Below are 20937 nucleotides of genomic sequence, written 5' to 3'. Positions count from 1 at the left end.
GATTTTCATGACAAAAAGAACAATAAAAATAAGCACGAACGAAAGAAAAAGTAAACGCTTGAAGCCAGTTGTTTTAGCAACTTCCCTAACTCTCATGGCACTCGCTAGTTTGTCGTTAACGGGCTGTAGCAATATGGACTTAGGGCTTGACAGTGAAGAGACCAAGCAAAGTGTTAAGCCAAGTATACATAACACTATTACCTTGGAGCAAGTGACAAAAGATGTGACTTACTTAGCGAGTGATGAGCTTAAAGGCAGAAATAACTTCACGGTAGAAATACGCCAGGCCGCCGATTTTATTGCCAGACGCTTTAACGAAGTAGGACTAGTACCCGCGCCAAGCGCGCCAGATTTTATGCAACAATATTCGGTGCAACGAATCACACCTGATACCCTTAGCGTTGAGATTAATGGCCAAACAATAACTAGCGATGCACTAGCAATGGCAACAACAAAAACGGCTATCAACTGGGCTAGTCATTCTCAAAGCCAATCCCAAAACAACAACCAAGCTATCAATACCGTGATAGTGGGCGCAGATGATAACTTACGTAAGTCACTGCGCAAGTTAAATAACCTGGGCGGTCAACATTTAGTGTTACTGCACCCCTCCCATGAAAAAAGCTTTAAACGTTATCAGAGTTACTTTGCCCGCGGCTTAACGAAACTAGTTAACCAAGCAGGTAATGAAAAAGTAAGTAATCAAGGTGGCGTTATCGTTGTCGCATTAACTGATATTAATGAAGTGACAAGCTTTAACGTACAAGGTAGCGCAAAGGTAATTGATACTCACTTAAGTAATGTTGTCGGCATCTTACCGGGTAAAAGCAAAGCTAACGAAATTGTACTCTACTCTGCCCACTATGATCATTTAGGCGTTAAAGGCAATGATGACGGCGAAGCTGCGCAAGGTAATCAAATATTTAATGGCGCGGATGATGACGCTTCCGGTGTTTCAGCTATTATCAATTTAGCCAATCACTTTGCAAAAATGGGTAACAACGAGAGAACGTTAATGTTTGCCGCGTTCAGCGCTGAAGAAATTGGCGGTTTTGGCTCACGTCATTTCTCTACTCATGTTGATCCAAAGCAGATTACTGCCATGATAAACATTGAAATGATTGGTAAACCTGCTGTTTTTGGGGAAGGTACGGTATGGATGACTGGCATGGACCGCTCCACCTTAGGCGAGCAGTTAAATCACGCCTTAGTACCATTAAACTTAAAAGTTTATGCTGACCCTTATCCTAAACAAAACTTATTTTATCGTTCAGACAATGCCACGTTAGCGAGACTAGGAGTACCTGCTCATAGTTTCAGTAGTACGCAGTTAGATAAAGATCAGCACTATCATCAAGTCAGCGATGATATTAATAGCTTAAACTTACCGTCAATGTTGAAAGTAATTAAAATGCTAGCAACCGCGACAACCCCCCTTGTTGATGGCTCAATTACCCCTTCACGTATTGACCCGAATAAAGTAAAACGTAACGGACTTATCTATTAATACCAAATTGATTAAGTTCTTTTACTCAGCATAATGACTCGTTATGCTTATAAGCTAGGTAAATCAACAAGATTTACCTAGCTTAATTACACTATTTTCCCTGCCAAACCCCACCTTAGTTCAACTGCAGTTAACGCCTATTCAGGAAAAATTAAAGCTAATTTTACAAAGCTCAAACAAAGCTCAAGCCAAAGAATTAAGCAGCAATCACTGTTAACGGACAACGTAGCTGAAACTCCAAGCGAGTTTTCTTCTCAACTTGAAAACCATGACGCAGGTACAAGCCCCTAGCAGGATTTTTCAATAAAACATTTAAGGTGATCGGTAAGCATAACTGCAAAGCCCGTTTTTTTACTACCATAATAACTTTGCTGCCCACCCCTTTGCCTTGGAATTTAGGCATAATTTGTAACTGCCTAATGTGTAGGCTTTTATGGGTATCATTAAGGGCGACAATACCCATTTTAATTAAACCAATGGGTTTACGATCAGCTAAAACAATGTGACTTTCATAAAAATGTTCTTTAATACGAACTAAGTGCTCTTCATCAGTCATACGAATACCTGCTGCAAGTAAATGCTGGGTCATGGTTTTCCTGCGTAATTCCAACAAAAAGTCGAGATCTTCGTGTTTAACTTTTCGAAAGCCAAGAGTAAATTTCATTTGTGGGGGGCCATTTACGCTTATGAAGGTATGTTATGACTCAGTTTACTTGCTTTATAGGGCGTACGTCACCTGTTGGTCGCAATTTTATATCATTCTATCGCGCTTTGGTTGGATTAGTCATACACCTTAAGGCACACTACAACCAGTTAAAATAATATAAGTTAGATGAGAATCATATGACCTTTAAGAAATCACTCTTAGTTGTTGCAGTAGCAACAGCATTATTGAGCGCTTGTTCAGAAGACAAAATAGCCCAACAAGATACTACACAACCTGCTGCTACTGAAAATGCAGTAACAATAACAAAAACCGCCTCAGAGCAGGCGAATGAAATATTCGATACTATTTTCAAGGCCGGTGTTGATCGTAATCCCGTGAGACAAACTTACTTAGGCATTAAAAAAGATTACGACAAATGGAATGATTTTTCAGAAGAAAATTCTGCTAAAGAGCTCGCTATTGCTAAAGAAAACTTAGCACTTATCAAAGCCATTGACGTTACGGCGCTTGATGCACAAACAAAAATCAGTCATAGCTTGTACATGCAAAACTTTGAAAACCATATTGCCGATTACAAATGGCGTTTTCATAACTACCCAGTAAATCAAATGTTTGGTACGCATTCGCAAATACCGGCATTTTTAATTAATCAACATTCAATCAGTAATGTAAAAGAAGCTCAAGATTACATTGCCCGTGTACATGGCGCGAAAAAGCTTTTAACACAACTTGTTGAGCAACTTAAACTACGTGAAGAAAGAGGCATTATCGCGCCTAAATTCGTTTTTCCTCACGTTATTAGAGACTCAAAAAACATTCTAGTTGGCGCACCGTTTGATGAAGCAGAAAACAGCACCATTTTTGCTGACTTCACCCGTAAAGTGAACAAATTAAGCATTAGCGATGAAGAAAAAACCGTCTTAATTGCGGATGTAAAAACGGCGCTAATTGACAGCTTAAAACCAGGCTACGAACAATTAGTTACCTACTTAATAGCACTTGAGCAAAAAGCTGATAACCGTGATGGCGCATGGAAATTTCCTGACGGCGAAGCTTTTTACAATAATGCTTTAAAACGCACCACCACAACTGATTTAACTTCAGAGCAAATTCATGACATTGGTTTAAGTGAAGTTGCCCGCATTCATGATGAAATGCGCGTAATCATGAAAAAAGTTAACTTTGACGGTGACTTGAACGAATTCTTCGAGTTTATGCGTAACGATAAACAGTTTTACTACCCTGCCACTGCAGAAGGAAAACAACGTTATATCGATGAAGCCGTTGCGCTTATCGATGACATGGAAGGCCGTTTAGATACTTTATTTTTAACTAAGCCGAAAGCCGCACTAAAAGTGAAAGCGGTTGAAGCCTTTAGAGAAGAGTCTGCCGGTAAAGCCTTTTATCAACGCCCTGCTCCAGATGGCTCTCGCCCAGGCATTTACTACGCCAATTTATATGACATGGAAGCTATGCCGACTTATCAAATGGCGGCGTTAGCGTACCACGAAGGTATTCCTGGACATCACATGCAATTAGCTATCAAGCAAGAATTAACGGGCATTCCAATGTTCCGTAAATTTGGTGGCTATACCGCGCATACTGAAGGTTGGGGATTATATTCAGAGAAAATTCCAAAGGAAATTGGTTTATACCAAGACCCTTATTCTGATTTTGGTCGCCTAGCGATGGAATTGTGGCGCGCTTGTCGTTTAGTGGTTGATACGGGGATGCACACGCAAAAGTGGACCCTAAAGCAAGGTATTGAGTACTACACTAGCAACACACCAAATGCTGTATCTGATGCAGTAAAAATGGTTGAACGCCATGTAGTTATGCCATCACAAGCGACTGCTTATAAAATTGGTATGAACAAAATTATTGAACTACGTGAACACGCTAAAGTTCAATTAGGTGATAAGTTTGATATTCGTGAATTTCATGACGTAGTATTAAAAAATGGCCCTGTCCCCCTTAACGTTTTAGCCGATTTAATTGAAAGTTACATCAACGCTAAAAAAGCTTAATTTGTAGCGAGTATGTTGGTTCTACCTATACCTAAATTAAGCCTGAATTAAAGCTTAGTTAGCGTTGAGTTAGGGCTAAGTTACTCATTATACGTTCACTAAAATCCGCACCGCTAACGTGCGGATTTTTATGCCCTAAACAAAATAACTTCTCTCTTTGGCTAAATCAAATTAGCCAATTTAAAGTATATCTGATAACGGACTACGAACGCCATTTGCGCCATGTTCAAGCACATGGGTAAAATTTGTGTTGTTCGTAAGTCACTATGACCTAATTGATCTTGAACAGTTCTAATATCAGTTCTTCGCTGTAATAAATGGGTAGCAAAGGAGTGGCGTAAAGTATGGCATGTGACTTTTTTTTCGATATCGGCTTCTTTTGCGGCTTGCTTAACTGATTTTCTCAATACTGTCTCATTGATGTGATGCCGACGTAGATTGCTTGATTCGGGGTCTAAGCTTAATCGAGCTGAAGGAAATAAATAATGCCACCCGAGTGTGTTTGGAACACTTGGGTATTTTCTCGCGAGGGCAAAAGGAAGCCACACCCCTGCATAATCCGGATGTTTTATATCTTGCTGAGAGCGTGTAATTGCATGGTTAATTTGTACTTTCAAGGCAGGAACTAATTCTTTTGCAAGAGTAACACTGCAATGTTTTCCTCCTTTACCATTCCATATGTTGATTGATAAATAACTGAAATCAATATCATGTATTCTTAACCTTGTAACTTCCATTAATCGTAAGCCACTCCCGTACATTAATTGGCACTGTAATAAATGGTTAGCATTAACCAGTGCCAGCAGCGCTTTAATTTCTGTTGTGGTAAGCACTGTGGGTAATTTAGTTTGAATATTGCTACGGTTAAAATTTAGCTCAAGCGTTAATGGTTGTTCTAAAATATCTTTATATAAAAATGAGAGTGCATTCAATGCTAATGCTTGTGTTTTTGGGGCAACGTTTCGGTTATTACTGAGGTAGGACAAAAGTTTTTCTACTTCTTTGTTATGACATTTATTGGGATGTTTTTTGTTGTTGAAAACTATATAAGCTTTTATCCAATAGAGGTAAGACTCTATTGTGCGTTTAGCATAATGTCTGATCCACATCTGTTCATGAACATATATTAGGAATTCTGATCTTATTTTAAATTCTTTAAATTAAAGCTGTACATACGTACAGTATAGGCATGTATGTACACAATTTCATCAAAGAAGGCAAAATATAACCTTTCTGTTTTATAGATGTTTTTTAATTTATTGATTAATAGACTAATTACATATAGTGTAAAATTAATAAAATCATAAAATAAGGCAAAACAGGCTGTTTAAACACGGTGTTTTGCCTGACAATAAGCTGTTAGGGTTACAAGGATCGTATGTACAAATCTGGTCAACATGTTCTCAACAAAGGCCTAAGTCCTTTCTCAAGAATCTTGCTTGGTTCTATCACAGGGCTTTTTGGTGTTGTTATGATTCTCATTGCTCCTGAAATGAGCAAACCAATTGGCATTTATATGTTTGGTGCATTTTGTTTAACCATCTTTGTCATGTGCATCACGACGGGTAAAATTCGTAACTATTTAGGACGTGTCATTGGCCTCATTGCTTTTGGTTTATCTGTTTGGTATTTCATAGGCCAATTGGGGCATGGTGATTTACTCTCCAATAAAAGATCTGAGCCTTCTATTTTTAACGCAATACTTTTCTTTTTCGCCTTTGGCTTTCCTGGTATTTGGTTTGCAATAAAAGGGAAATTTCCAATTAAGAACAAAAGCCAAGGTGTAGAGTAGTTGCAACCCTAACAAGGCACTCAAAAGGACAAAAAACAGTTGGCTTTTGCTCCTTCGTCGCTTATTTTAGCCAACTATTATTTGCCTCTTAGTGAGGCGTTAGTCGGCACCACTAGTTCAAGTACATTTTTTATTGTAAAAGCGGTGTTTTCTAAATTAGTTTGGTGGGTTACGCCTCCGTTTTCGCCATTTACTTTTAGGTGGTAATCAGCGAAATTCACCCTCATTTTGCACTTTAGGTCTGTAGCGTTCGCTTCAATAATGTTTTGTTGGGTGGCTCAAAGTTCAAGCTTTAGTGTGTAGTGGTGCTGGGCGTTTATTGCTTCTTCCGAATAACCCACAAACATGGTAACGTATTGTAAAGTTGGTGCTTTTAACAACATATCAACTAACAAGGCAATTAAACGGAAAATTTGCAGTTGGCTGTTTTTCGTGCCTCAAACATTTTAGCCAACAGTAATTTTCCGCTTATCGCGGCGTTATGCAACAAGGAAGGTTTCGTGAAATATATTGTTTTTGCTTTATTCTTTATATTACTATTTGGGAATAACGTGGCTTCCGGCAATGATGATATCTTGGAATCAATCTCTTACGAAAATATTAAATCCCACATAAAAAATGGCGATCTAATTAGAGTCATAAAAAATGACGGTGTATCGTTGGAATTCACAGTTGGTTTTATTACGCCATCAGGTATTTCAGGTCCTGGAAAGCCTTATAAAAAAGGTGGATATACAGTAATCCCATCAGTTTCGGTTTCTATTTCGGAAATAAAAATAATTCATGTATTAGATAGACGAAGTTGGATTGTAAATAATATAGTAACACCCGTTGCCCAAGGGCTTTGGTTTTTACTTATGATCCCTCTTAGGGTTATAAGTGCGATACTTAAATAGTTTAAGGTGGTTAAGTTGTTGCATAACAAGCTGTTAAACAAGGACAAAATACAGTTGGCTTTTGCTCCTTCGTCGCTTATTCTAGCCAACTATATTATTGCCTGTTAACAGGGCGTTATATGCTATGAAACTATTTGCGTTAATTTTAACTTTATTATCATTCTCTAGCTTGGCAGGAGTAGACCTTGTTAAGGTTGATAAGTCAGAAAATAAAATGTACTTACTAGATAATGGTAAAGTCATAAAAGAATATCATGTTGCTTTTGGTGATAATCCAAAAGGGCATAAAGAACAAGAAGGTGATGAGAAAACGCCAGAAGGTACGTATACATTAGATTATAAAAAAGAAGATTCATCTTTTTATAGAGCGATGCATATTAGTTACCCTAACCAAATAGATTTAGATAACGCTAAAAAGAAAGGTGTTTCTGCTGGTGGTTTTATTATGGTACACGGCCAACGTAATCGTTTGGGGTGGCTTTCAAGTATTACTCAAAACTTTAATTGGACTAATGGCTGTATTGCTTTAACTAATACCGAGATGGATGAATTTATGTCTTTAGTAAATACTGGGACAAAAATCAAAATTCAGTGGTAAATAGCATATAACAAGCCACTCAAGCAGGACAAATAACAGTTGGCTTTTGCTCCTGCGTCGCTTATTTTAGCCAACAGTAATTTGCCCCTTAGTGGGGCGTTAGAGGTAAAGGGAAGTATCGTGTCAACCAACTATTCAAATTGCACATTGGATGAATTATTTGATGTTAATGAAAATATCGATAAGGATAAGTACCCTGAGCGATATAAACAATTATGTGATGAAATTCAACGCAGAAAAGATAGCGGTGAATTTGAACGAAAAGTACAAGAAATTGAAGAACAGGAAAATGACGATGATGAAAATGAATTTATCATTGAATTTTCATCTGAAGGGAAAGGAACAAACCGTAAGTTGTTTATTTTAGGGGTTATCTTAATCAATGTGGTTGTACTCGCCCTTGTTTTACCCAAATATATTGTTTCTGATTTAGCCAACATACATGAATATTCAACAGAAATAGATTTCATCGAGTGTCATAAAGAAGAAGTAATCGATGATGAAACGGATAAGGTATATACATACTTTGATCTTAATATTGGCTCATACCAAGATACTTTTTCTGCGATTGGTATTGGTGAAGGAAAATGCAAGAACTTAGCTCGTGATTTGAAAATTGGAACAAATGTTTCTATTTGGCACGAAGGTGGATTAATCCACCAATTGAAATCGGAAAATAGTGTGCTACTTCCGTATATTTATATGAAGCCTAAAATCCGAGAACTTAGAACAGATGATGTAAATTTTTATTGGTTTGGCTTAGTGGCTTTGTGGTTTATGTTATTCAAATCAGTAGCTAATGCTGTTGTACCGGGGACGTTTACCTCTAACAAGAAAATCAACAAGGACACGTAACAGTTGGCTACGTTTCGCTTCGCTACACAATTTTAGCCAACCATTACTTAGCCTGTTATTTAGGCGTTATATTTACAAAGAGGTTTTATGCAGATTTTCAACATTAGTCGCATAAATACAGATTTTGGTATCTTCCGCGTATCAGGTGATTGGTACTTTAAAAAACCTGAAGTTGAAAACATTAATATTAAATCAATCGAAGTCATGGGCACTGATGGTTGGGTTTTATTAAATAAAACTAGCGGAAGCAATTCTCAATTAATTATTAATTTACTGCCTCTATTGTTGTCTCATTTATTGTTAAAACATTGCACAGTGTTAGCGTAAATATAACAAGAAAATCAACAAGGACACGCAACAGTTGGCTGCGTTTCGCTTCGCTACACATTTTAGCCAACCATTACTTAGCCTGTTATTTAGGCGTTATAAGCATTAAGGGTCGCGTGTGTCGATATCGTATAAAATAGCACTTATTCACTGGATAATAATTGTTATCTCGATGTTGATGTTTGTCTCGCCTCTAGGTCAAAAATCTGGTGCAATACATCCACTATTAATAGTTCCTTTTTTCTATTCTGTATTGTCTTTATTACCTCCGTTAGTTGGTTTGGTATTTGGTGTTGTGGAAAAGTATAAAAAATCAGAAAGACGGCGAATTAACTTTGGTATTTTTCTAAATACTTTATACGTCATATTATTTATGTTGTTTGTGTCAGAAATGTGGGAAGGCTGGATGGGCATCTAATCATGCTTATAACAAGAATTTTCAAGACGGACAAATTACAGTTGGCTTTTTGTTCGTGCCTCACTTATTTTAGCCAACTGTAATTTGCCGCTTAAAATGGCGTTAGGTAACTAGGTGTTATGTCGAACTCTGCTGCTAAATCAATTAAGAAGGCTGAAGTATGAAGTACTATTTGTTAACAATATTGCTGTTATTTTCATTTCCGAGCGCTTCAACTGACACATCTATTACTCCTCAGCTAGAAGGTATTACTTATAGAGGAGAATTTATAAAGTATATCGATGTCGCATTTGATGACTACTTAAATCAAATATCTGATACAAAGTATAAATTTAGGCTTCTAAAAGAAAATTATATTTTTAACCTGACGATAAATGGCAATGCAGTGGTTGTAAAAATATTTTTTAACTCCAAAGAGTTTCGAGAAAAAACAGGAAAAGATGTGTTTGGTGGTGGCGGTGAGTTTGTTATAGCTAAAGATTTAGGCACAATTAGATCAAGTAAACTTTATAGGTGATAAAGTTACCTAACAAGCTATTAAACAAGGACAAAAAACAGTTTGCTGTTTTCGTTCCTCAACATTTTAGCAAACTATTTTTTGCCTGTTAATAGGGCGTTAGTTGCTTTTAAAAACTAGATCTAAGGGCAGAACAAATAAGTTTCGCCAGTTCAAGTTTTAATGTTTACCGCGAATAGGTTTATTCACTGATTGGAAAACTACTCAGGCTAGGATTAGCAAAACCATTCGCTCTAAAAGGGTTAGTGTTGTGGCTCAAGTTCAAAGTTTGGCGTTTTACTAACGGTGTGTTTAAATACGTTAAGCATTTGATTCAACTAAAGTTGCATCTAACAAGCAATTCAACGTGACACGCAACAGTTGGCCGCGCTCACTCCGTTCACAATTTTGGCCAACTATTACTTAGCCCGTTAATATGGGCGTTAGCTAGCCTTCGATTACTGGGCGTATATGCATTATTTCTTGAACTTATTATTATATCGTCATCGCCGATTTAAAGGAGAAACGTACTTTAAAAGCCGATTTCCTTTGATGCTTGTTATCAGTAGTATTTTTGCTGTTTTCATCGCAGATACTTTTAATTTAATTTTAATAACAGTTGTTATATTTTTGTTGATCGATTTGCTTCTATCATTTTTTGCATGGCTTTATTATAGAACTGATTTATAGCACTATTTAGTAACAGCATAGCTAACAAGCAAATTAATCAGGACAAATAACAGTTGGTTTTTGCTCCTGCGTCGCCTATTTTAACCAACTATCATTTGCCCATTATTTGGGCGTTATGTAGCAAGGAAGCATATTGAACTGGTCGAGTATAATAAAGTTTTCAGCTTTCCATTTTGTTGTGCTCACTTTATTGAGTACGTTAACAACTTTGTTAATTGGAGCTGATAATTTAGATAAGCAAACAGGACGTGACTTGTTAATTTATTTCAAATTACCTTCATTCATTGTCGGTTCAATTATCCTAACTCTATTTGCTAAAACACAAGCAGCCAAGGTTTCATTGCATCTTATAATAATAGTAGTAATAAGCTCCGTGGTGGCTATTGCTATCGTTTCTGCACTTATGGGGGCTGTATATATTTCCCCAACATGGTTTGTTGATTTGCCTATTTCTGCAATATCTATTTTAGTAGCAATATTCATTGGCGGTTATTTTCGTGGTATAAATGTAAATGCTACATAACAAGCTAATTAATAAGGACAAAAAACAGTTGGCTGTTTTCGTTCCTCAACATTTTAGCCAACAATTTTTTGCCTATTATTAGGGCGTTAGTTGGCACCGCTAAATAGAGTAAGTTTTATTGTAAAAGCGGTGTTTTATAAATTAGCTTGGCATGTGTATCAGTGAGTTTTCGCCATTAGCTTTCAAATGTTAACCAGCGAAATTCAACATTATTTGTCAATTTAAGGTTTAGTGAGTTCGCTTCAATAAGGTAAGTTGAGTGGCTCAAAGTTCCACCTTTTTCGTGTAGCGGTACTGGGTGTGTTTTGACTCTTCCGTATAACTCACAAACATGGTAACTTATTGCTTCTGTTGTGCTTTTAACAAAAAACAACTAACAAGGCGTTCAAACGGACAAAAAACAGTTGGTTGTTTTCACTCCGTTCAATATTTTAACCAACAATTTTTTTCCGCTTAACGTGGCGTTAGCTATACAAGGATGTTTCGTAGCACATGAACGATAATGAAGTTAGACCAATCTTTAGAGTTTTAACCTTGGGGCTTTCTGTTGCTGCTTGGTATGCAGTCCTAATTGTCATTCGATCTGTGCTTGAATCACTCAACTCTAATGTTATACCATTTAATTTGTTAACCTTTTTAAGCCTTTTGCCTGTCGGTGTTTCAATTTTAGTTGGTGCTATAGCATTTACATACACAACCTTGTTTGGTTATATGCCTAAAAAATTAGTCGCAATATTATTTGGCAAAAGGCCTAAAAATTAGTAAGTTGCAAAGTATAGCTAACAAGCCAATTAAGCAGGACTAAAAACAGTTTGCTGTTTTCGTCCCTCAACATTTTAGCAAACAATTTTTAGCCCCTTATTGGGGCGTTATGTATATAGGGTTCACTGTTATGTTACGAGTTTTAATTTTTACATCACTACTGTTTTCTCATACAGCCTATAGTTGCGCTGTGGGAAAGTACAATGAACTTCGACTTGAGTTTCATGAAATTTCTAGAAGCACTTTGATTAACAACGGCCACTGTACAGATTCTAGAGAGTGCCGAAAAAAAGAGTTGTTGTTTTCTCGCTGTACAAGAGAGGGGATTCAGATTTTATCTTATGGTATTAAAGATGAAATTAGCATATCACAACTTACAGATAAGCTTTTTGAACACTATTCAAACAATAATAAGAAAGCCAAAATGTCTTATACAGCATATTCTGAGGAACATAAAGACCTGATAAATAAGCTTTTCGCAAAGAAAACTACAGTGTTTTCTATTGAGTTACCTGCAATAAATATACATAACAAGCAAATTAACAAGGACTAAAAACAGTTTGCTGTTTTCGTTCCTCAACATTTTAGCAAACAATTTTTAGCCTGTTATTTGGGCGTTAGTTGCGCGCACTAAATCAGCTGAATTTATTTGCTAGTTGAGTGCTTATCTTAATGTTTTGTGTTTGGTTCAATCTTTGGTTTGGCAATGGAAGTGCCTTCAAATACTCACTTCTTCTTTGCCCAACCCTGTTTTCGCCTTTCACGGTTTTAAGATCAAATACGCTTTAGTTTTTAAGGCTCAAAATCAGGTTTAGGTGTCTAGTGCGGGTGGTGTTTTTTGTATCTTCCGTCTATCTCGTAAACGTGATAACTTATTGTAAAGTTAGTGCTTTTAACAATCAGCAACTAACAAGCATTTAAAGCAGGACTGCTAACAGTTTGCTCGGTTCCGCTGCGCTACACATTTTAGCAAACAATTTTCAGCCCCTTAAATGGGCGTTAGCAGTACAAGGTATTTATGAGTCAAATTGGAAGGACGGCGGTTAATAAATTAGGCTGGCTATGCGGTTGTGCTCTAGCAGGGTTTGGTTTTGTTGATCTTAATAAAGATACTGTTACGGGCTTATTAATTATTGGTTCAATCTCAATCTTTGTATCTATAGCAGCAAAGATACTTGGAAAGCCTTTACGAGCAGAAGTTGAATCTGGTAATTTTACAACTGAAGATGCTAAAAAACTCTTATTTAAACACCCAGGCGTTTGGCTTGGGGTTTTGGCAAGTATCATTATAACTTTTACCGTGTAATGTACTGCTAACAAGCCATTAAAGCAGGACTTTTAACAGTTGGCTAGGTTCCGCTTCGCTTCACATTTTAGCCAACAATTAAAAGCCTCTTAATGGGGCGTTAGCCGGCAACACTTATTCTAGTTAATTTGTGGTTGGCCTGGCATTTTACATCAAAGGATTGGTGTTCGTTTCCTTCCTTTATTGTGAAAAACCTATTAGTTTTATAAATCGGTAAACATTCTATGTTATTGTTTATCAATCAAGTTTAGTGGTTAAGTGTCGCAATATTTATTGCTTCTCACTCCCACTAATTTAATTTTAACGTTAGTGGTAGGTTTAGTGTTTTTAACTACCAGCTGCTAACAAGGCAATCAAACGGACACGTACAGTTTGCTCGCGCTTCGCGCATTTTAGCAAAAGGTACTTAGCCGCTTATTGTGGCGTTAGGTGCAAAGCAAACTCATGCATTCGAGGCAATAATGGATACATATAATCCCAACAAACCAGTGGACTCCGAAAACTGGTTAGCATTAGATGAAGCTTTACGAATTGAATTGGTTCATGATTTCCACTCAGGATTAGATCTTGAAATGGCCGTTGATGCTTTGAGACTACATTCATCAATCCATGTGATTGTTGAGAACCAATTAGCCATGGGCGTCGATATAATACCTGAAACTATTGCTAAACTCACAAGACAAGGATTAAATCGGCATGAAGCCATTCACGCTATTGGGGCAATAATATCAGCAGATATTTTTGATGTTATGAAAGGGATTGCAGAGGAGTTTTCGCCAAAAAAATACAGAAGAAAGCTTGAAAAACTCACAGCAAAAAGGTGGCTAAAGGGGCAATATTAAAATTTGCACCTAACAAGGGTTTTCAAGTCGGACTCGTAACAGTTTGCTCGGTTCCACTTCGTTTCACATTTTAGCAAGCTATTACTCGCCGCTTAAAACGGCGTTAGTTGTCCGCACAAGATCGAGTGATTTATTTTCGCGTTTAGTGCTCAACACAAGCTTTTGTGCTTGGTTCAATTCTTTGGTTTGGCAATGGAAGTGCCGTTCAATTTACTCTTCCTTTTTGCCCAACCCAGTTTTCGCCTGGCACAATAAAATGTTTTAAATGGCTTTAGTTTTTTAAGGCTCAAAGTTCATGTTTAGGTGTTCATTGCGGAAGCGCTTATTGGTTCTTCCTACCATCCCTTAGACATGGTAACTTATTGTAAAACTGGTGTTTTTAACAACCAGCAACTAACAAGCAATTAAACAAGGACAAAAAACAGTTGGCTTTTGTTCCTTCGTCACTAATTTTAGCCAACAATTTTATTGCCTGTTAATGTGGGCGTTATACGGCAAGGATACTATGAAGCACGGAGTTAAATTTATAGTTATGGGGATACTTTCAATATTTGCTTCAAAAGCAAATGCATCAGTTGAAGCTGATTTTTGGAAATGGTTTCAAAAGAATGGAGATATGATTTTCAACTTTGAACAAGATACTGAAAACACTTTTGATAAATTATCTTTAGCGCTTTCTAAAGTAGATCCTGAACTTACGTTTGAATTTAGTCCTATTCGCGAAAATGGCAAAAGAGAATTTGTTATAAGTGCGGGTGGTATAAAGAAATCCTTCCCTTCTGTAGAGTTACTATTCAAATCAGCACCGGAATTAAAACAATGGACAATTGTAAAATTTCGCCCTAGAAGAACACCACTTAACGATCTTACTTTTGGCGGTGTTTCAATAAAATCTGATGATGTTTATTACAATATATATAAAGACGAAGATAAATTGGGTGTTGTTTTATTTTTTGACAATTACAGCGAGAAAGAGCACACAACTTATGGAAACATTGGCTATCTATTTCTAGATGAGACCCTTGGAGAATACGACGTTGAAACTAAACTGGGTTTTATTGAGTTTCATAATAAAAGTTCAGAGTACTTTGACGGAGCTAAACCAATTAAAGAGTTGGCAGATCAAGTCGATGAATTTTACGGCCATTAGTGTTAATGCCGTATAACAAGGGTTTTCAAGTCGGACAAATTACAGTTGGCTTTTTGTTCGTGCCTCACTTATTTTAGCCAACAGCAATTTGCCGCTTAAAACGGCGTTAGCTATTCATCAGTATTTGGAGTTGTTACTTGAATATATGGAAATTAAAAAAGCAATGTCAATCTGACTTTGACAATGGTATGTCTAGATCTACTATCTTCGAGAAATATTCGGAAAACGAAATTCCTGAAAAAAAACTAGCCTCAGCTGTTTCAGCTATCAAAGATGCAACTTTGATTCGAAAATATAGATTCCTTAACTATGCGATAGTTGGGATTATGTTACTTCTTGCGGTATTAATAACATTTTCATTTTATGAAATATTAATATCGGGTGAGTCTGTGGCTATTGCCTTAGTTGCTACAATCATGATTCTTTTTACTAGTTTAATTTACGGCATTGTAAAAAATTACCATCAGGCATATTTGATTTACGCATTTCTTACAACAATGAAGCTTCCAACTCACATTGATGGGTTCGGAAGTGATTTAACTGTAAATATTATTGAATTAGGCTTGGCGATCTTTTTAGTTAGTAGCTTATGGTTCCTTAAAATAAAACTATTTCCATATATGGGTATTTCGGGTTTTCCGAAAAAAGATACAGATGGTAAATATCTGGTAGCAGTGAATAGCTAACAAGCCACTCAAGCAGGACAAAAAACAGTTGGTTTTGCTCCTGCGTCGCTAATTTTAACCAACTATTTTTTGCCTCTTAGGGGGGCGTTATAAGGCAAGAGGGTAGTCTGATTAAACTTTTACTTATTCCTGGAATGGATGGAACAGGAAAATTGTTTGATCCATTACTAGAAGAGCTACCTGAACATATTGGGACTCAGGTGATTTGTCTAAACTCTTTATGTTCACAGGAACCTAAGGAGCAGGCTTTAGAAATTGCATCGCTATTAGATAATGATGAATTAATCATTCTTGCTGAATCTTATTCTGGCTATATTGCATATCATTTATCTTTACTGCCAAAGTTAAATATTAAGCATATTATTTTTGCGGCTAGTTTCTTAGAAAACCCATCAAAACTTACCCGCTTTAATAAACTGTTACCATTAAACTTTGTACGTTCTGGCTTTATTCCTCACTTCATTTTAAGTCCTGTTTTATTTGCTCAACTTGGTAGTAAAAAACTAGTTGAGTTATTTCTTTCATCTCTAAAGCTAATAAATAATTCAGTGTTAAGGCAAAGGCTTAATGTAATAGCAAACTTAGTCCGTCCCAAAGAGCCAATCTCAATTCCATGCACTTATGTCAAAGCAAGTAATGATTATCTAGTTAGTAAAAAATCAGTGGATGTATTCACAGAATTATGTATAAATATCAATATTGTTAAGGCTAGTGGTGGTCACTTTATTGTGCAAAGTAACCCAAGTTATTTTGCTAAACTAGTGCAAGGTGTAATCGCCTTATAACAAGCCAATCAAGCAGGACTAAAAAAAGTTGGCTGCCGTTCGTGCCTCACTATTTTAGCCAACCATTTTTAGCCTCTTATTGGGGCGTTATACGTAATAGAGTATTTCAATATTATCGTGCCAGAAAAATATTAATTACATTTATCTAACTAGGTGAAGCGTTGTAAATAAACTATGAAACTAGATAATTATTCTCGTAAAGATATATTAATAATTGGCTTCTTTTTGGGTGTTTCATTCTGTGGTTTAGTTTTCAAATTTGTGCTTGATTCATCTCAGGCTAAGTTTCAAGTAATCATCGACGATGTATATGAAAATAAAGATATGGGAGTTGCATTGGAAGCCCAGCTTCTGTTGTATCTCGCGGAAATATTACGAGACAAAAAACATGATGAAGCACTTAATGTTATAGAAGAAGTCGTACAAATAAAGGTAGAGTCATTTACTGATAAAGGTCGAAAACTTAAACGAATGACCAAAAAAGAGGCTGAAGTACTGAATCTTGTTAAGAAATATAGAGAAACTTATTGCTCCGCAGAGTGTTTTGAAGAGATTCTCTATATACTAGAACGGTGATAATTACGTATAACAAGCTGTTCAAAAGGACAAAATTCAGTTGGCTGTTTTCGTTCCTCAACATTTTAGCCAACTAAATTTTGCCTCTTAACAGGGCGTTAGAGCGAATGGGGAGTTTAGAGTGTTTTTGAGTGATTTAACGGACATTTTATATATACTAATTTATATAGCCATTTGTTCAGGAGCTTCATTAGCTTTTTGGTTTAATAACCAGTCAGTAAAAGTGACTGAAAGGGTTTTAATTAGCGCGCATGGAGTAATGATGCTTACTCTATTCGGCACTGCGCTTCTGATAAGTCACTTTAAGTTAAGTAGTTTTGATTATATGGGAGTTTATAGTGCTTTTTGTGTTTTACCTTTAGTTTCCATGTTGTTTAGCTGTTTTAAACACCGAGGTAACAAGTACCTTCATTTACTACATATTATTATGATTCCTGTTCTTATGTGGACTTGGGTTATAGGTGGTATGTATGTTACGGGTGATTCGCTCTAACAAGGCGTTCAAACGGACAAAAAACAGTTGGCTGTTTCACTCCGTTCACAATTTTAGCCAACAATTTTTTGCCGCTTAACGTGGCGTTAGTTGGCACCACTAGTTCAAGTACATTTTTTATTGTAAAAGCGGTGTTTTCTAAATTGGTTTGGTGGGTTACGCCTCCGTTTTCGCCATTCACTTTTAGGTGATATCCAGCAAAATTCTAGCCTCATTTGTCACTTTAGGTTTGTAGCGTTCGCTTCAATATTATTTCGTGAGTGGCTCAAAGTTCAAGCTTTTGTGTGTAGTGGTGCTGGGCGTTTATTGCTTCTTCCGAATAACTCACAAACATGGTAACGTATTGTAAAATTGGTGCTTTTAACGAAACATCAACTAACAAGGCAATCAAACGGACACGCAACAGTTGGCTCGTTTCCGCTTCGCTTCACATTTTAGCCAACTGTTACTTAGCCGCTTATTGTGGCGTTATGTGTAAAAGGAGTTCACCATGTCGGTAGGGATGAGTCTAGCAATGAAAGCTAAGCAGCCGAAACAAAAACGATGTGATAGATGTGACTTATATTACCCTGTGACATTAGATGAATGTGATCATTGTTCTCAACTAAATGATTCTCAGTTGGCTGAGTTTAAAGCACAACATCAAGAAACTCTTCAAGGAAATTCCACGTTTGGTAAATACCTTTTATTTGGTTCAGTAATTATAGGTTTACTATTGCTGCTTAGTTTTTTATAGTGGTATATCAGCATATTACACATAACAAGAACTTCAAACGGAAAAAATACAGTTGGCTGTTTTCACTCCGTTCAACATTTTAGCCAACTATATTTTTCCGCTTAAGTAGGCGTTATGCTACTAAGGAAAGTTTAGTGTTTAAAATTATAGTATTAGTATCAAGTATATTTCTTGCTTCGTGCGCAACTGTTGCACCAATTGTAAATTCAAATAGCCCTATTAACATTTATGGTGTTAATACACTCCCTCCACAAAATGGAGATTGGGTGGTTATAGCTGCTTCAGGCTATCAATCATCTCTTGGGAGTAAAGGACTTAATAAAAATGAATCGCATGTTGTAAACGTTTCTATATTTAAATTGCCAAGTTTAGATTCAGATAAAAAACTCTTAGAATATATTGTTAGTTCAAGAGCATCCACTCCAGATACTGGACGATTTGAGAACCGAGAAAACACTGAAAACCTTTCTTCACTTAATGGTGCTGTTTGTGTGAAATATCACTCAATATCAACAGATACGAATGCTAAAATTCAAGGAGGCAATGCTTCAATGGTATATGAAAGCATTGGATATAATTGCCAACACCCTAAAAAGAACACCGTAGGTGTAAATATTGAGTACTCTAGTCGTTACTTTGAAGATACTGGATATTCAACATTACAAAATGATAGCGATGCGTTTTTTAATGGCATTAAGTTTACGGAGTTCTAGTAGCATAAGCCAATCAAGCAGGACTAAAAACAGTTTGCTCGGTTTCGCTGCGCTACACATTTTAGCAAACAATTTTTAGCCCCTTATTGGGGCGTTAGGTTTCATGGAGGAGCATATGAAAACAGCAAGTATTTCTATAATCAGTTTTATTCTTGGTGCTACTTTAAGTGGTGTAATTGGATTCAAATTGGTTATGTCTGTTGGTTACCAAGCTGTCATGGGGAAACTGACAGACAATGTCATATTTTACCGCCAAATTGAGGAAGGAAATCCCGAACATACACAAGCTGCAATAGCATCGTCACTTGATTGGTTTATAGGTTTAGCCAATGATGGTGCAGACTCTATCTGGGTTTCTCCAACGGAACATGACAAACAAAATTTAATTAAAGCAAGGGAATTGCAATTACAACTGTCGCAAAATAAAGCTGTAGCAAATAAAACCTATAAGAAAATTAATCAGGACAAATAACAGTTGGTTTTTGCTCCTGCGTCGCTTATTTTAACCAACTGATATTTGCCCATTATTTGGGCGTTATGTTTTTATATAATGATGAGTATATTTTTCATTTTTGGGCTAGTAAAAAGTAGGTGGATTTATGTTAATTAAAACTTACTTAAGTAATATAGCCAGCATTAGTCCTAGAGCTATTGGCTTTTTGATAATTATTGGTGGGTGGGAACCTATCTACCAAATACTTAAATTATTTCACCTTGTTGGTGACGACTTTAATGGTTTTTTCATAATCTTGGCAGTTGTATTGTCTGTAGCTGTATTTTTGTTTGATTATGTGAAATTAAGGTTTAAAGCTAGAAGAAACTTGAAATAAGATATGCGCGTCAAAACATAAGTCACTCAAAAGGACAAATAATAGTTGGTTTTTGCTCCTTCGTCGCTTATTTTAACCAACTATTATTTGCCTCTTAGTGAGGCGTTATGTGCCTATTTACGGAGAACCTATGAACGCACATGGTGATATTTCCCTTATGTGGGAAGGTGATTTACTAAAGATTAAAGTATTTGGCCCATTTAATGAAATAGGATTGAAGGATATTCTTTCAAGAATTCAGGAGTCAATATTAAATAAAAATCTAAAGTCATGGCGGAAAATGGAGTTTTGGGATGAGGATACTCTAGGTTCACCTGATGTTGTTTCATCGGCTAAAGCAGTAGCTAAATGGTATAAAGATAATGGATGTTACGCATCTGCAATAATTGTTTGTAACAATATACAGCACCAAATAATCGATAGTGTAACTAGTAATAATACTAAGTCATTTCGTGACCAAGAAGCCGCAATGAATTGGCTAAACCTGCAAAGTACATAACAAGTAGTTAAAGCAGGACTTTTTACAGTTTGCTCGGTTCCGCTTCGCTTCACAATTTTAGCAAACTATTAAAAAGCGCCTTAACGTGGGCGTTAGCCGTATAGTTGTAACCTCGAATTTATGTGATACTATTGTGATACATTATTTATCTTCTAAATAGGAGTTATCATGAGAGTCGAACTTGTTACAACGCTAAAACGTCAAGCCACCAAAATTTTAGCTGAACTCCACACTTCCAAAGAGCCAGTGTTAATTACTGAGCACGGCCGGCCATCTGCTTATTTAGTTGATGTTGATGATTATGAGTTCATGCAACAACGAATGGCAATTCTTGAAGGTGTTGCACGCGGTGAGCAAGCTATTAAAAATGGTAATATATTCTCGAATCAAGAAGCAAAAGAGAAAATGAGCAAATGGCTGAAGTAATATGGACATCTCCAGCACTTGATGATTTAAATAGGATAGCTGAATATATTGCTCTAAGTAATATCAAAGCGGCTAAAAATTTAACCCGAAAAGTATTTGATAAAATATCAAGATTAGAGAGTCATCCAGAATCAGGTAAAAGACCTCTAGAATTAAGTAACTTAAATTACCGTGAAGTTACTGTTAATCCGTGTCGTATCTTCTATAAGGTTGATAGCGACAAGGTATATATTTTACATGTCATGCGCCAAGAGCAAGATCTACGAAGATTTCTTTTACAGAGCTAAATACGGCTAACAAGCCACTCAAGAAGGACAAATTACAGTTGGCTTTTTGT

General features: G+C 36.4%; 27 protein-coding genes. 25 read left to right on the top strand and 2 right to left on the bottom strand.

What is annotated here, in order from left to right; all coding sequences use genetic code 11:
• The first annotated feature begins 7 nt into the window (after positions 1 to 7).
• Positions 8 to 1507, top strand: a complete 1500-nt coding sequence (locus F580_RS0111060; protein WP_026301388.1) for a M20/M25/M40 family metallo-hydrolase — start codon at positions 8 to 10, stop codon at positions 1505 to 1507.
• A 196-nt stretch (positions 1508 to 1703) separates the two neighbouring features.
• On the opposite strand, the gene F580_RS0111055 is transcribed toward F580_RS0111060, so the two are convergent.
• The gene (locus F580_RS0111055) at positions 1704 to 2171 is read right to left on the bottom strand and encodes a GNAT family N-acetyltransferase (RefSeq protein WP_026301387.1); all 468 of its coding nucleotides are present in this window, start codon (positions 2169 to 2171) and stop codon (positions 1704 to 1706) included.
• Between the two features lie 179 nt (positions 2172 to 2350).
• Here F580_RS0111055 and F580_RS0111050 point away from each other — a divergent pair, with 179 nt between their 5' ends.
• Positions 2351 to 4201: a DUF885 domain-containing protein gene (locus tag F580_RS0111050; protein WP_019027795.1), complete on the top strand. Its 1851-nt coding sequence runs from the start codon at positions 2351 to 2353 to the stop codon at positions 4199 to 4201.
• 161 nt (positions 4202 to 4362) lie between these two features.
• Here F580_RS0111050 and F580_RS24390 read toward each other — a convergent pair whose 3' ends face one another.
• Positions 4363 to 5310 (bottom strand): integron integrase, encoded by a 948-nt coding sequence (locus F580_RS24390; protein ID WP_342663215.1) that lies wholly within the window; start codon positions 5308 to 5310, stop codon positions 4363 to 4365.
• Between the two features lie 269 nt (positions 5311 to 5579).
• Here F580_RS24390 and F580_RS0111040 point away from each other — a divergent pair, with 269 nt between their 5' ends.
• The 23 genes from F580_RS0111040 to F580_RS0110910 all read left to right on the top strand — a co-directional run bounded on the left by F580_RS0111040 (position 5580) and on the right by F580_RS0110910 (position 20887).
• Complete coding sequence (locus F580_RS0111040) at positions 5580 to 5993, top strand: hypothetical protein (protein ID WP_019027794.1); 414 nt, start codon at positions 5580 to 5582, stop codon at positions 5991 to 5993.
• 500 nt (positions 5994 to 6493) lie between these two features.
• Positions 6494 to 6889, top strand: coding sequence for a hypothetical protein (locus F580_RS0111030; RefSeq protein ID WP_040357155.1), 396 nt, complete (start codon positions 6494 to 6496; stop codon positions 6887 to 6889).
• A gap of 124 nt (positions 6890 to 7013) precedes the next feature.
• Positions 7014 to 7487, top strand: a complete 474-nt coding sequence (locus tag F580_RS0111025) for a L,D-transpeptidase family protein (protein WP_019027791.1) — start codon at positions 7014 to 7016, stop codon at positions 7485 to 7487.
• Positions 7488 to 7607: 120 nt separating this feature from the next.
• Positions 7608 to 8342: a hypothetical protein gene (locus F580_RS0111020; protein ID WP_026301386.1), complete on the top strand. Its 735-nt coding sequence runs from the start codon at positions 7608 to 7610 to the stop codon at positions 8340 to 8342.
• 87 nt (positions 8343 to 8429) lie between these two features.
• Complete coding sequence (locus F580_RS0111015; protein WP_019027789.1) at positions 8430 to 8669, top strand: hypothetical protein; 240 nt, start codon at positions 8430 to 8432, stop codon at positions 8667 to 8669.
• A 118-nt stretch (positions 8670 to 8787) separates the two neighbouring features.
• The gene (locus F580_RS0111010; RefSeq protein ID WP_019027788.1) at positions 8788 to 9087 is read left to right on the top strand and encodes a hypothetical protein; all 300 of its coding nucleotides are present in this window, start codon (positions 8788 to 8790) and stop codon (positions 9085 to 9087) included.
• A 160-nt stretch (positions 9088 to 9247) separates the two neighbouring features.
• Positions 9248 to 9604 carry a hypothetical protein gene (locus F580_RS0111005; protein WP_019027787.1) on the top strand — a complete coding sequence of 119 codons (357 nt, stop codon included), beginning with the start codon at positions 9248 to 9250 and terminating at the stop codon, positions 9602 to 9604.
• Between the two features lie 802 nt (positions 9605 to 10406).
• Complete coding sequence (locus tag F580_RS24385) at positions 10407 to 10796, top strand: hypothetical protein (RefSeq protein WP_019027785.1); 390 nt, start codon at positions 10407 to 10409, stop codon at positions 10794 to 10796.
• A gap of 492 nt (positions 10797 to 11288) precedes the next feature.
• Positions 11289 to 11558: a hypothetical protein gene (locus F580_RS0110990; protein ID WP_019027784.1), complete on the top strand. Its 270-nt coding sequence runs from the start codon at positions 11289 to 11291 to the stop codon at positions 11556 to 11558.
• Positions 11559 to 11688: 130 nt separating this feature from the next.
• Complete coding sequence (locus tag F580_RS26605) at positions 11689 to 12111, top strand: hypothetical protein (protein WP_019027783.1); 423 nt, start codon at positions 11689 to 11691, stop codon at positions 12109 to 12111.
• A 465-nt stretch (positions 12112 to 12576) separates the two neighbouring features.
• Positions 12577 to 12864 (top strand): hypothetical protein, encoded by a 288-nt coding sequence (locus tag F580_RS0110980; protein ID WP_019027782.1) that lies wholly within the window; start codon positions 12577 to 12579, stop codon positions 12862 to 12864.
• A gap of 461 nt (positions 12865 to 13325) precedes the next feature.
• Positions 13326 to 13706, top strand: coding sequence for a hypothetical protein (locus tag F580_RS0110975; RefSeq protein ID WP_157443080.1), 381 nt, complete (start codon positions 13326 to 13328; stop codon positions 13704 to 13706).
• A gap of 505 nt (positions 13707 to 14211) precedes the next feature.
• Positions 14212 to 14856, top strand: coding sequence for a hypothetical protein (locus F580_RS0110970; protein ID WP_019027780.1), 645 nt, complete (start codon positions 14212 to 14214; stop codon positions 14854 to 14856).
• A 137-nt stretch (positions 14857 to 14993) separates the two neighbouring features.
• Complete coding sequence (locus F580_RS0110965) at positions 14994 to 15542, top strand: hypothetical protein (protein WP_019027779.1); 549 nt, start codon at positions 14994 to 14996, stop codon at positions 15540 to 15542.
• A 152-nt stretch (positions 15543 to 15694) separates the two neighbouring features.
• Entirely contained in the window at positions 15695 to 16327 is a 633-nt protein-coding gene (locus tag F580_RS0110960; protein ID WP_157443079.1) for a hypothetical protein, read from the top strand.
• Between the two features lie 174 nt (positions 16328 to 16501).
• The gene (locus tag F580_RS0110955) at positions 16502 to 16903 is read left to right on the top strand and encodes a hypothetical protein (protein WP_019027777.1); all 402 of its coding nucleotides are present in this window, start codon (positions 16502 to 16504) and stop codon (positions 16901 to 16903) included.
• 983 nt (positions 16904 to 17886) lie between these two features.
• A complete protein-coding gene (locus tag F580_RS0110940; protein WP_019027774.1) occupies positions 17887 to 18132 on the top strand; it encodes a hypothetical protein in 246 nt (81 codons plus the stop codon).
• Positions 18133 to 18266: 134 nt separating this feature from the next.
• The gene (locus F580_RS0110935) at positions 18267 to 18845 is read left to right on the top strand and encodes a hypothetical protein (protein ID WP_019027773.1); all 579 of its coding nucleotides are present in this window, start codon (positions 18267 to 18269) and stop codon (positions 18843 to 18845) included.
• Positions 18846 to 18960: 115 nt separating this feature from the next.
• Positions 18961 to 19317 (top strand): hypothetical protein, encoded by a 357-nt coding sequence (locus F580_RS0110930; RefSeq protein ID WP_026301385.1) that lies wholly within the window; start codon positions 18961 to 18963, stop codon positions 19315 to 19317.
• A 127-nt stretch (positions 19318 to 19444) separates the two neighbouring features.
• A complete protein-coding gene (locus tag F580_RS0110925) occupies positions 19445 to 19675 on the top strand; it encodes a hypothetical protein (RefSeq protein ID WP_019027771.1) in 231 nt (76 codons plus the stop codon).
• 130 nt (positions 19676 to 19805) lie between these two features.
• The gene (locus tag F580_RS0110920) at positions 19806 to 20174 is read left to right on the top strand and encodes a hypothetical protein (RefSeq protein ID WP_019027770.1); all 369 of its coding nucleotides are present in this window, start codon (positions 19806 to 19808) and stop codon (positions 20172 to 20174) included.
• Positions 20175 to 20342: 168 nt separating this feature from the next.
• A complete protein-coding gene (locus tag F580_RS0110915) occupies positions 20343 to 20600 on the top strand; it encodes a type II toxin-antitoxin system Phd/YefM family antitoxin (RefSeq protein WP_019027769.1) in 258 nt (85 codons plus the stop codon).
• Positions 20588 to 20887 (top strand): type II toxin-antitoxin system RelE/ParE family toxin, encoded by a 300-nt coding sequence (locus F580_RS0110910; protein ID WP_019027768.1) that lies wholly within the window; start codon positions 20588 to 20590, stop codon positions 20885 to 20887. Before F580_RS0110915 ends, F580_RS0110910 begins: the two co-directional genes overlap by 13 nt.
• Positions 20888 to 20937: the final 50 nt, after the last annotated feature.

It is taken from the genome of Colwellia piezophila ATCC BAA-637 (genome assembly GCF_000378625.1).
GTDB classification, from domain to species: domain Bacteria; phylum Pseudomonadota; class Gammaproteobacteria; order Enterobacterales; family Alteromonadaceae; genus Colwellia; species Colwellia piezophila.
Note: the sequence above shows the minus strand (reverse complement) of the source record. Positions and strands in the feature narration are given on the sequence as shown.

Coding starts and splice junctions, on each gene's coding strand:
- F580_RS0111060 (WP_026301388.1), top strand. CDS start 8: ATGACAAAAAGAACAATAAAAATAAGCACGAACGAAAGAAAAAGTAAA.
- F580_RS0111055 (WP_026301387.1), bottom strand. CDS start 2,171: ATGAAATTTACTCTTGGCTTTCGAAAAGTTAAACACGAAGATCTCGAC.
- F580_RS0111050 (WP_019027795.1), top strand. CDS start 2,351: ATGACCTTTAAGAAATCACTCTTAGTTGTTGCAGTAGCAACAGCATTA.
- F580_RS24390 (WP_342663215.1), bottom strand. CDS start 5,310: ATGTGGATCAGACATTATGCTAAACGCACAATAGAGTCTTACCTCTAT.
- F580_RS0111040 (WP_019027794.1), top strand. CDS start 5,580: ATGTACAAATCTGGTCAACATGTTCTCAACAAAGGCCTAAGTCCTTTC.
- F580_RS0111025 (WP_019027791.1), top strand. CDS start 7,014: ATGAAACTATTTGCGTTAATTTTAACTTTATTATCATTCTCTAGCTTG.
- F580_RS0111015 (WP_019027789.1), top strand. CDS start 8,430: ATGCAGATTTTCAACATTAGTCGCATAAATACAGATTTTGGTATCTTC.
- F580_RS0111005 (WP_019027787.1), top strand. CDS start 9,248: ATGAAGTACTATTTGTTAACAATATTGCTGTTATTTTCATTTCCGAGC.
- F580_RS0110990 (WP_019027784.1), top strand. CDS start 11,289: ATGAACGATAATGAAGTTAGACCAATCTTTAGAGTTTTAACCTTGGGG.
- F580_RS26605 (WP_019027783.1), top strand. CDS start 11,689: ATGTTACGAGTTTTAATTTTTACATCACTACTGTTTTCTCATACAGCC.
- F580_RS0110980 (WP_019027782.1), top strand. CDS start 12,577: ATGAGTCAAATTGGAAGGACGGCGGTTAATAAATTAGGCTGGCTATGC.
- F580_RS0110975 (WP_157443080.1), top strand. CDS start 13,326: ATGGATACATATAATCCCAACAAACCAGTGGACTCCGAAAACTGGTTA.
- F580_RS0110970 (WP_019027780.1), top strand. CDS start 14,212: ATGAAGCACGGAGTTAAATTTATAGTTATGGGGATACTTTCAATATTT.
- F580_RS0110955 (WP_019027777.1), top strand. CDS start 16,502: ATGAAACTAGATAATTATTCTCGTAAAGATATATTAATAATTGGCTTC.
- F580_RS0110940 (WP_019027774.1), top strand. CDS start 17,887: ATGTCGGTAGGGATGAGTCTAGCAATGAAAGCTAAGCAGCCGAAACAA.
- F580_RS0110930 (WP_026301385.1), top strand. CDS start 18,961: ATGAAAACAGCAAGTATTTCTATAATCAGTTTTATTCTTGGTGCTACT.
- F580_RS0110925 (WP_019027771.1), top strand. CDS start 19,445: ATGTTAATTAAAACTTACTTAAGTAATATAGCCAGCATTAGTCCTAGA.
- F580_RS0110920 (WP_019027770.1), top strand. CDS start 19,806: ATGAACGCACATGGTGATATTTCCCTTATGTGGGAAGGTGATTTACTA.
- F580_RS0110915 (WP_019027769.1), top strand. CDS start 20,343: ATGAGAGTCGAACTTGTTACAACGCTAAAACGTCAAGCCACCAAAATT.
- F580_RS0110910 (WP_019027768.1), top strand. CDS start 20,588: ATGGCTGAAGTAATATGGACATCTCCAGCACTTGATGATTTAAATAGG.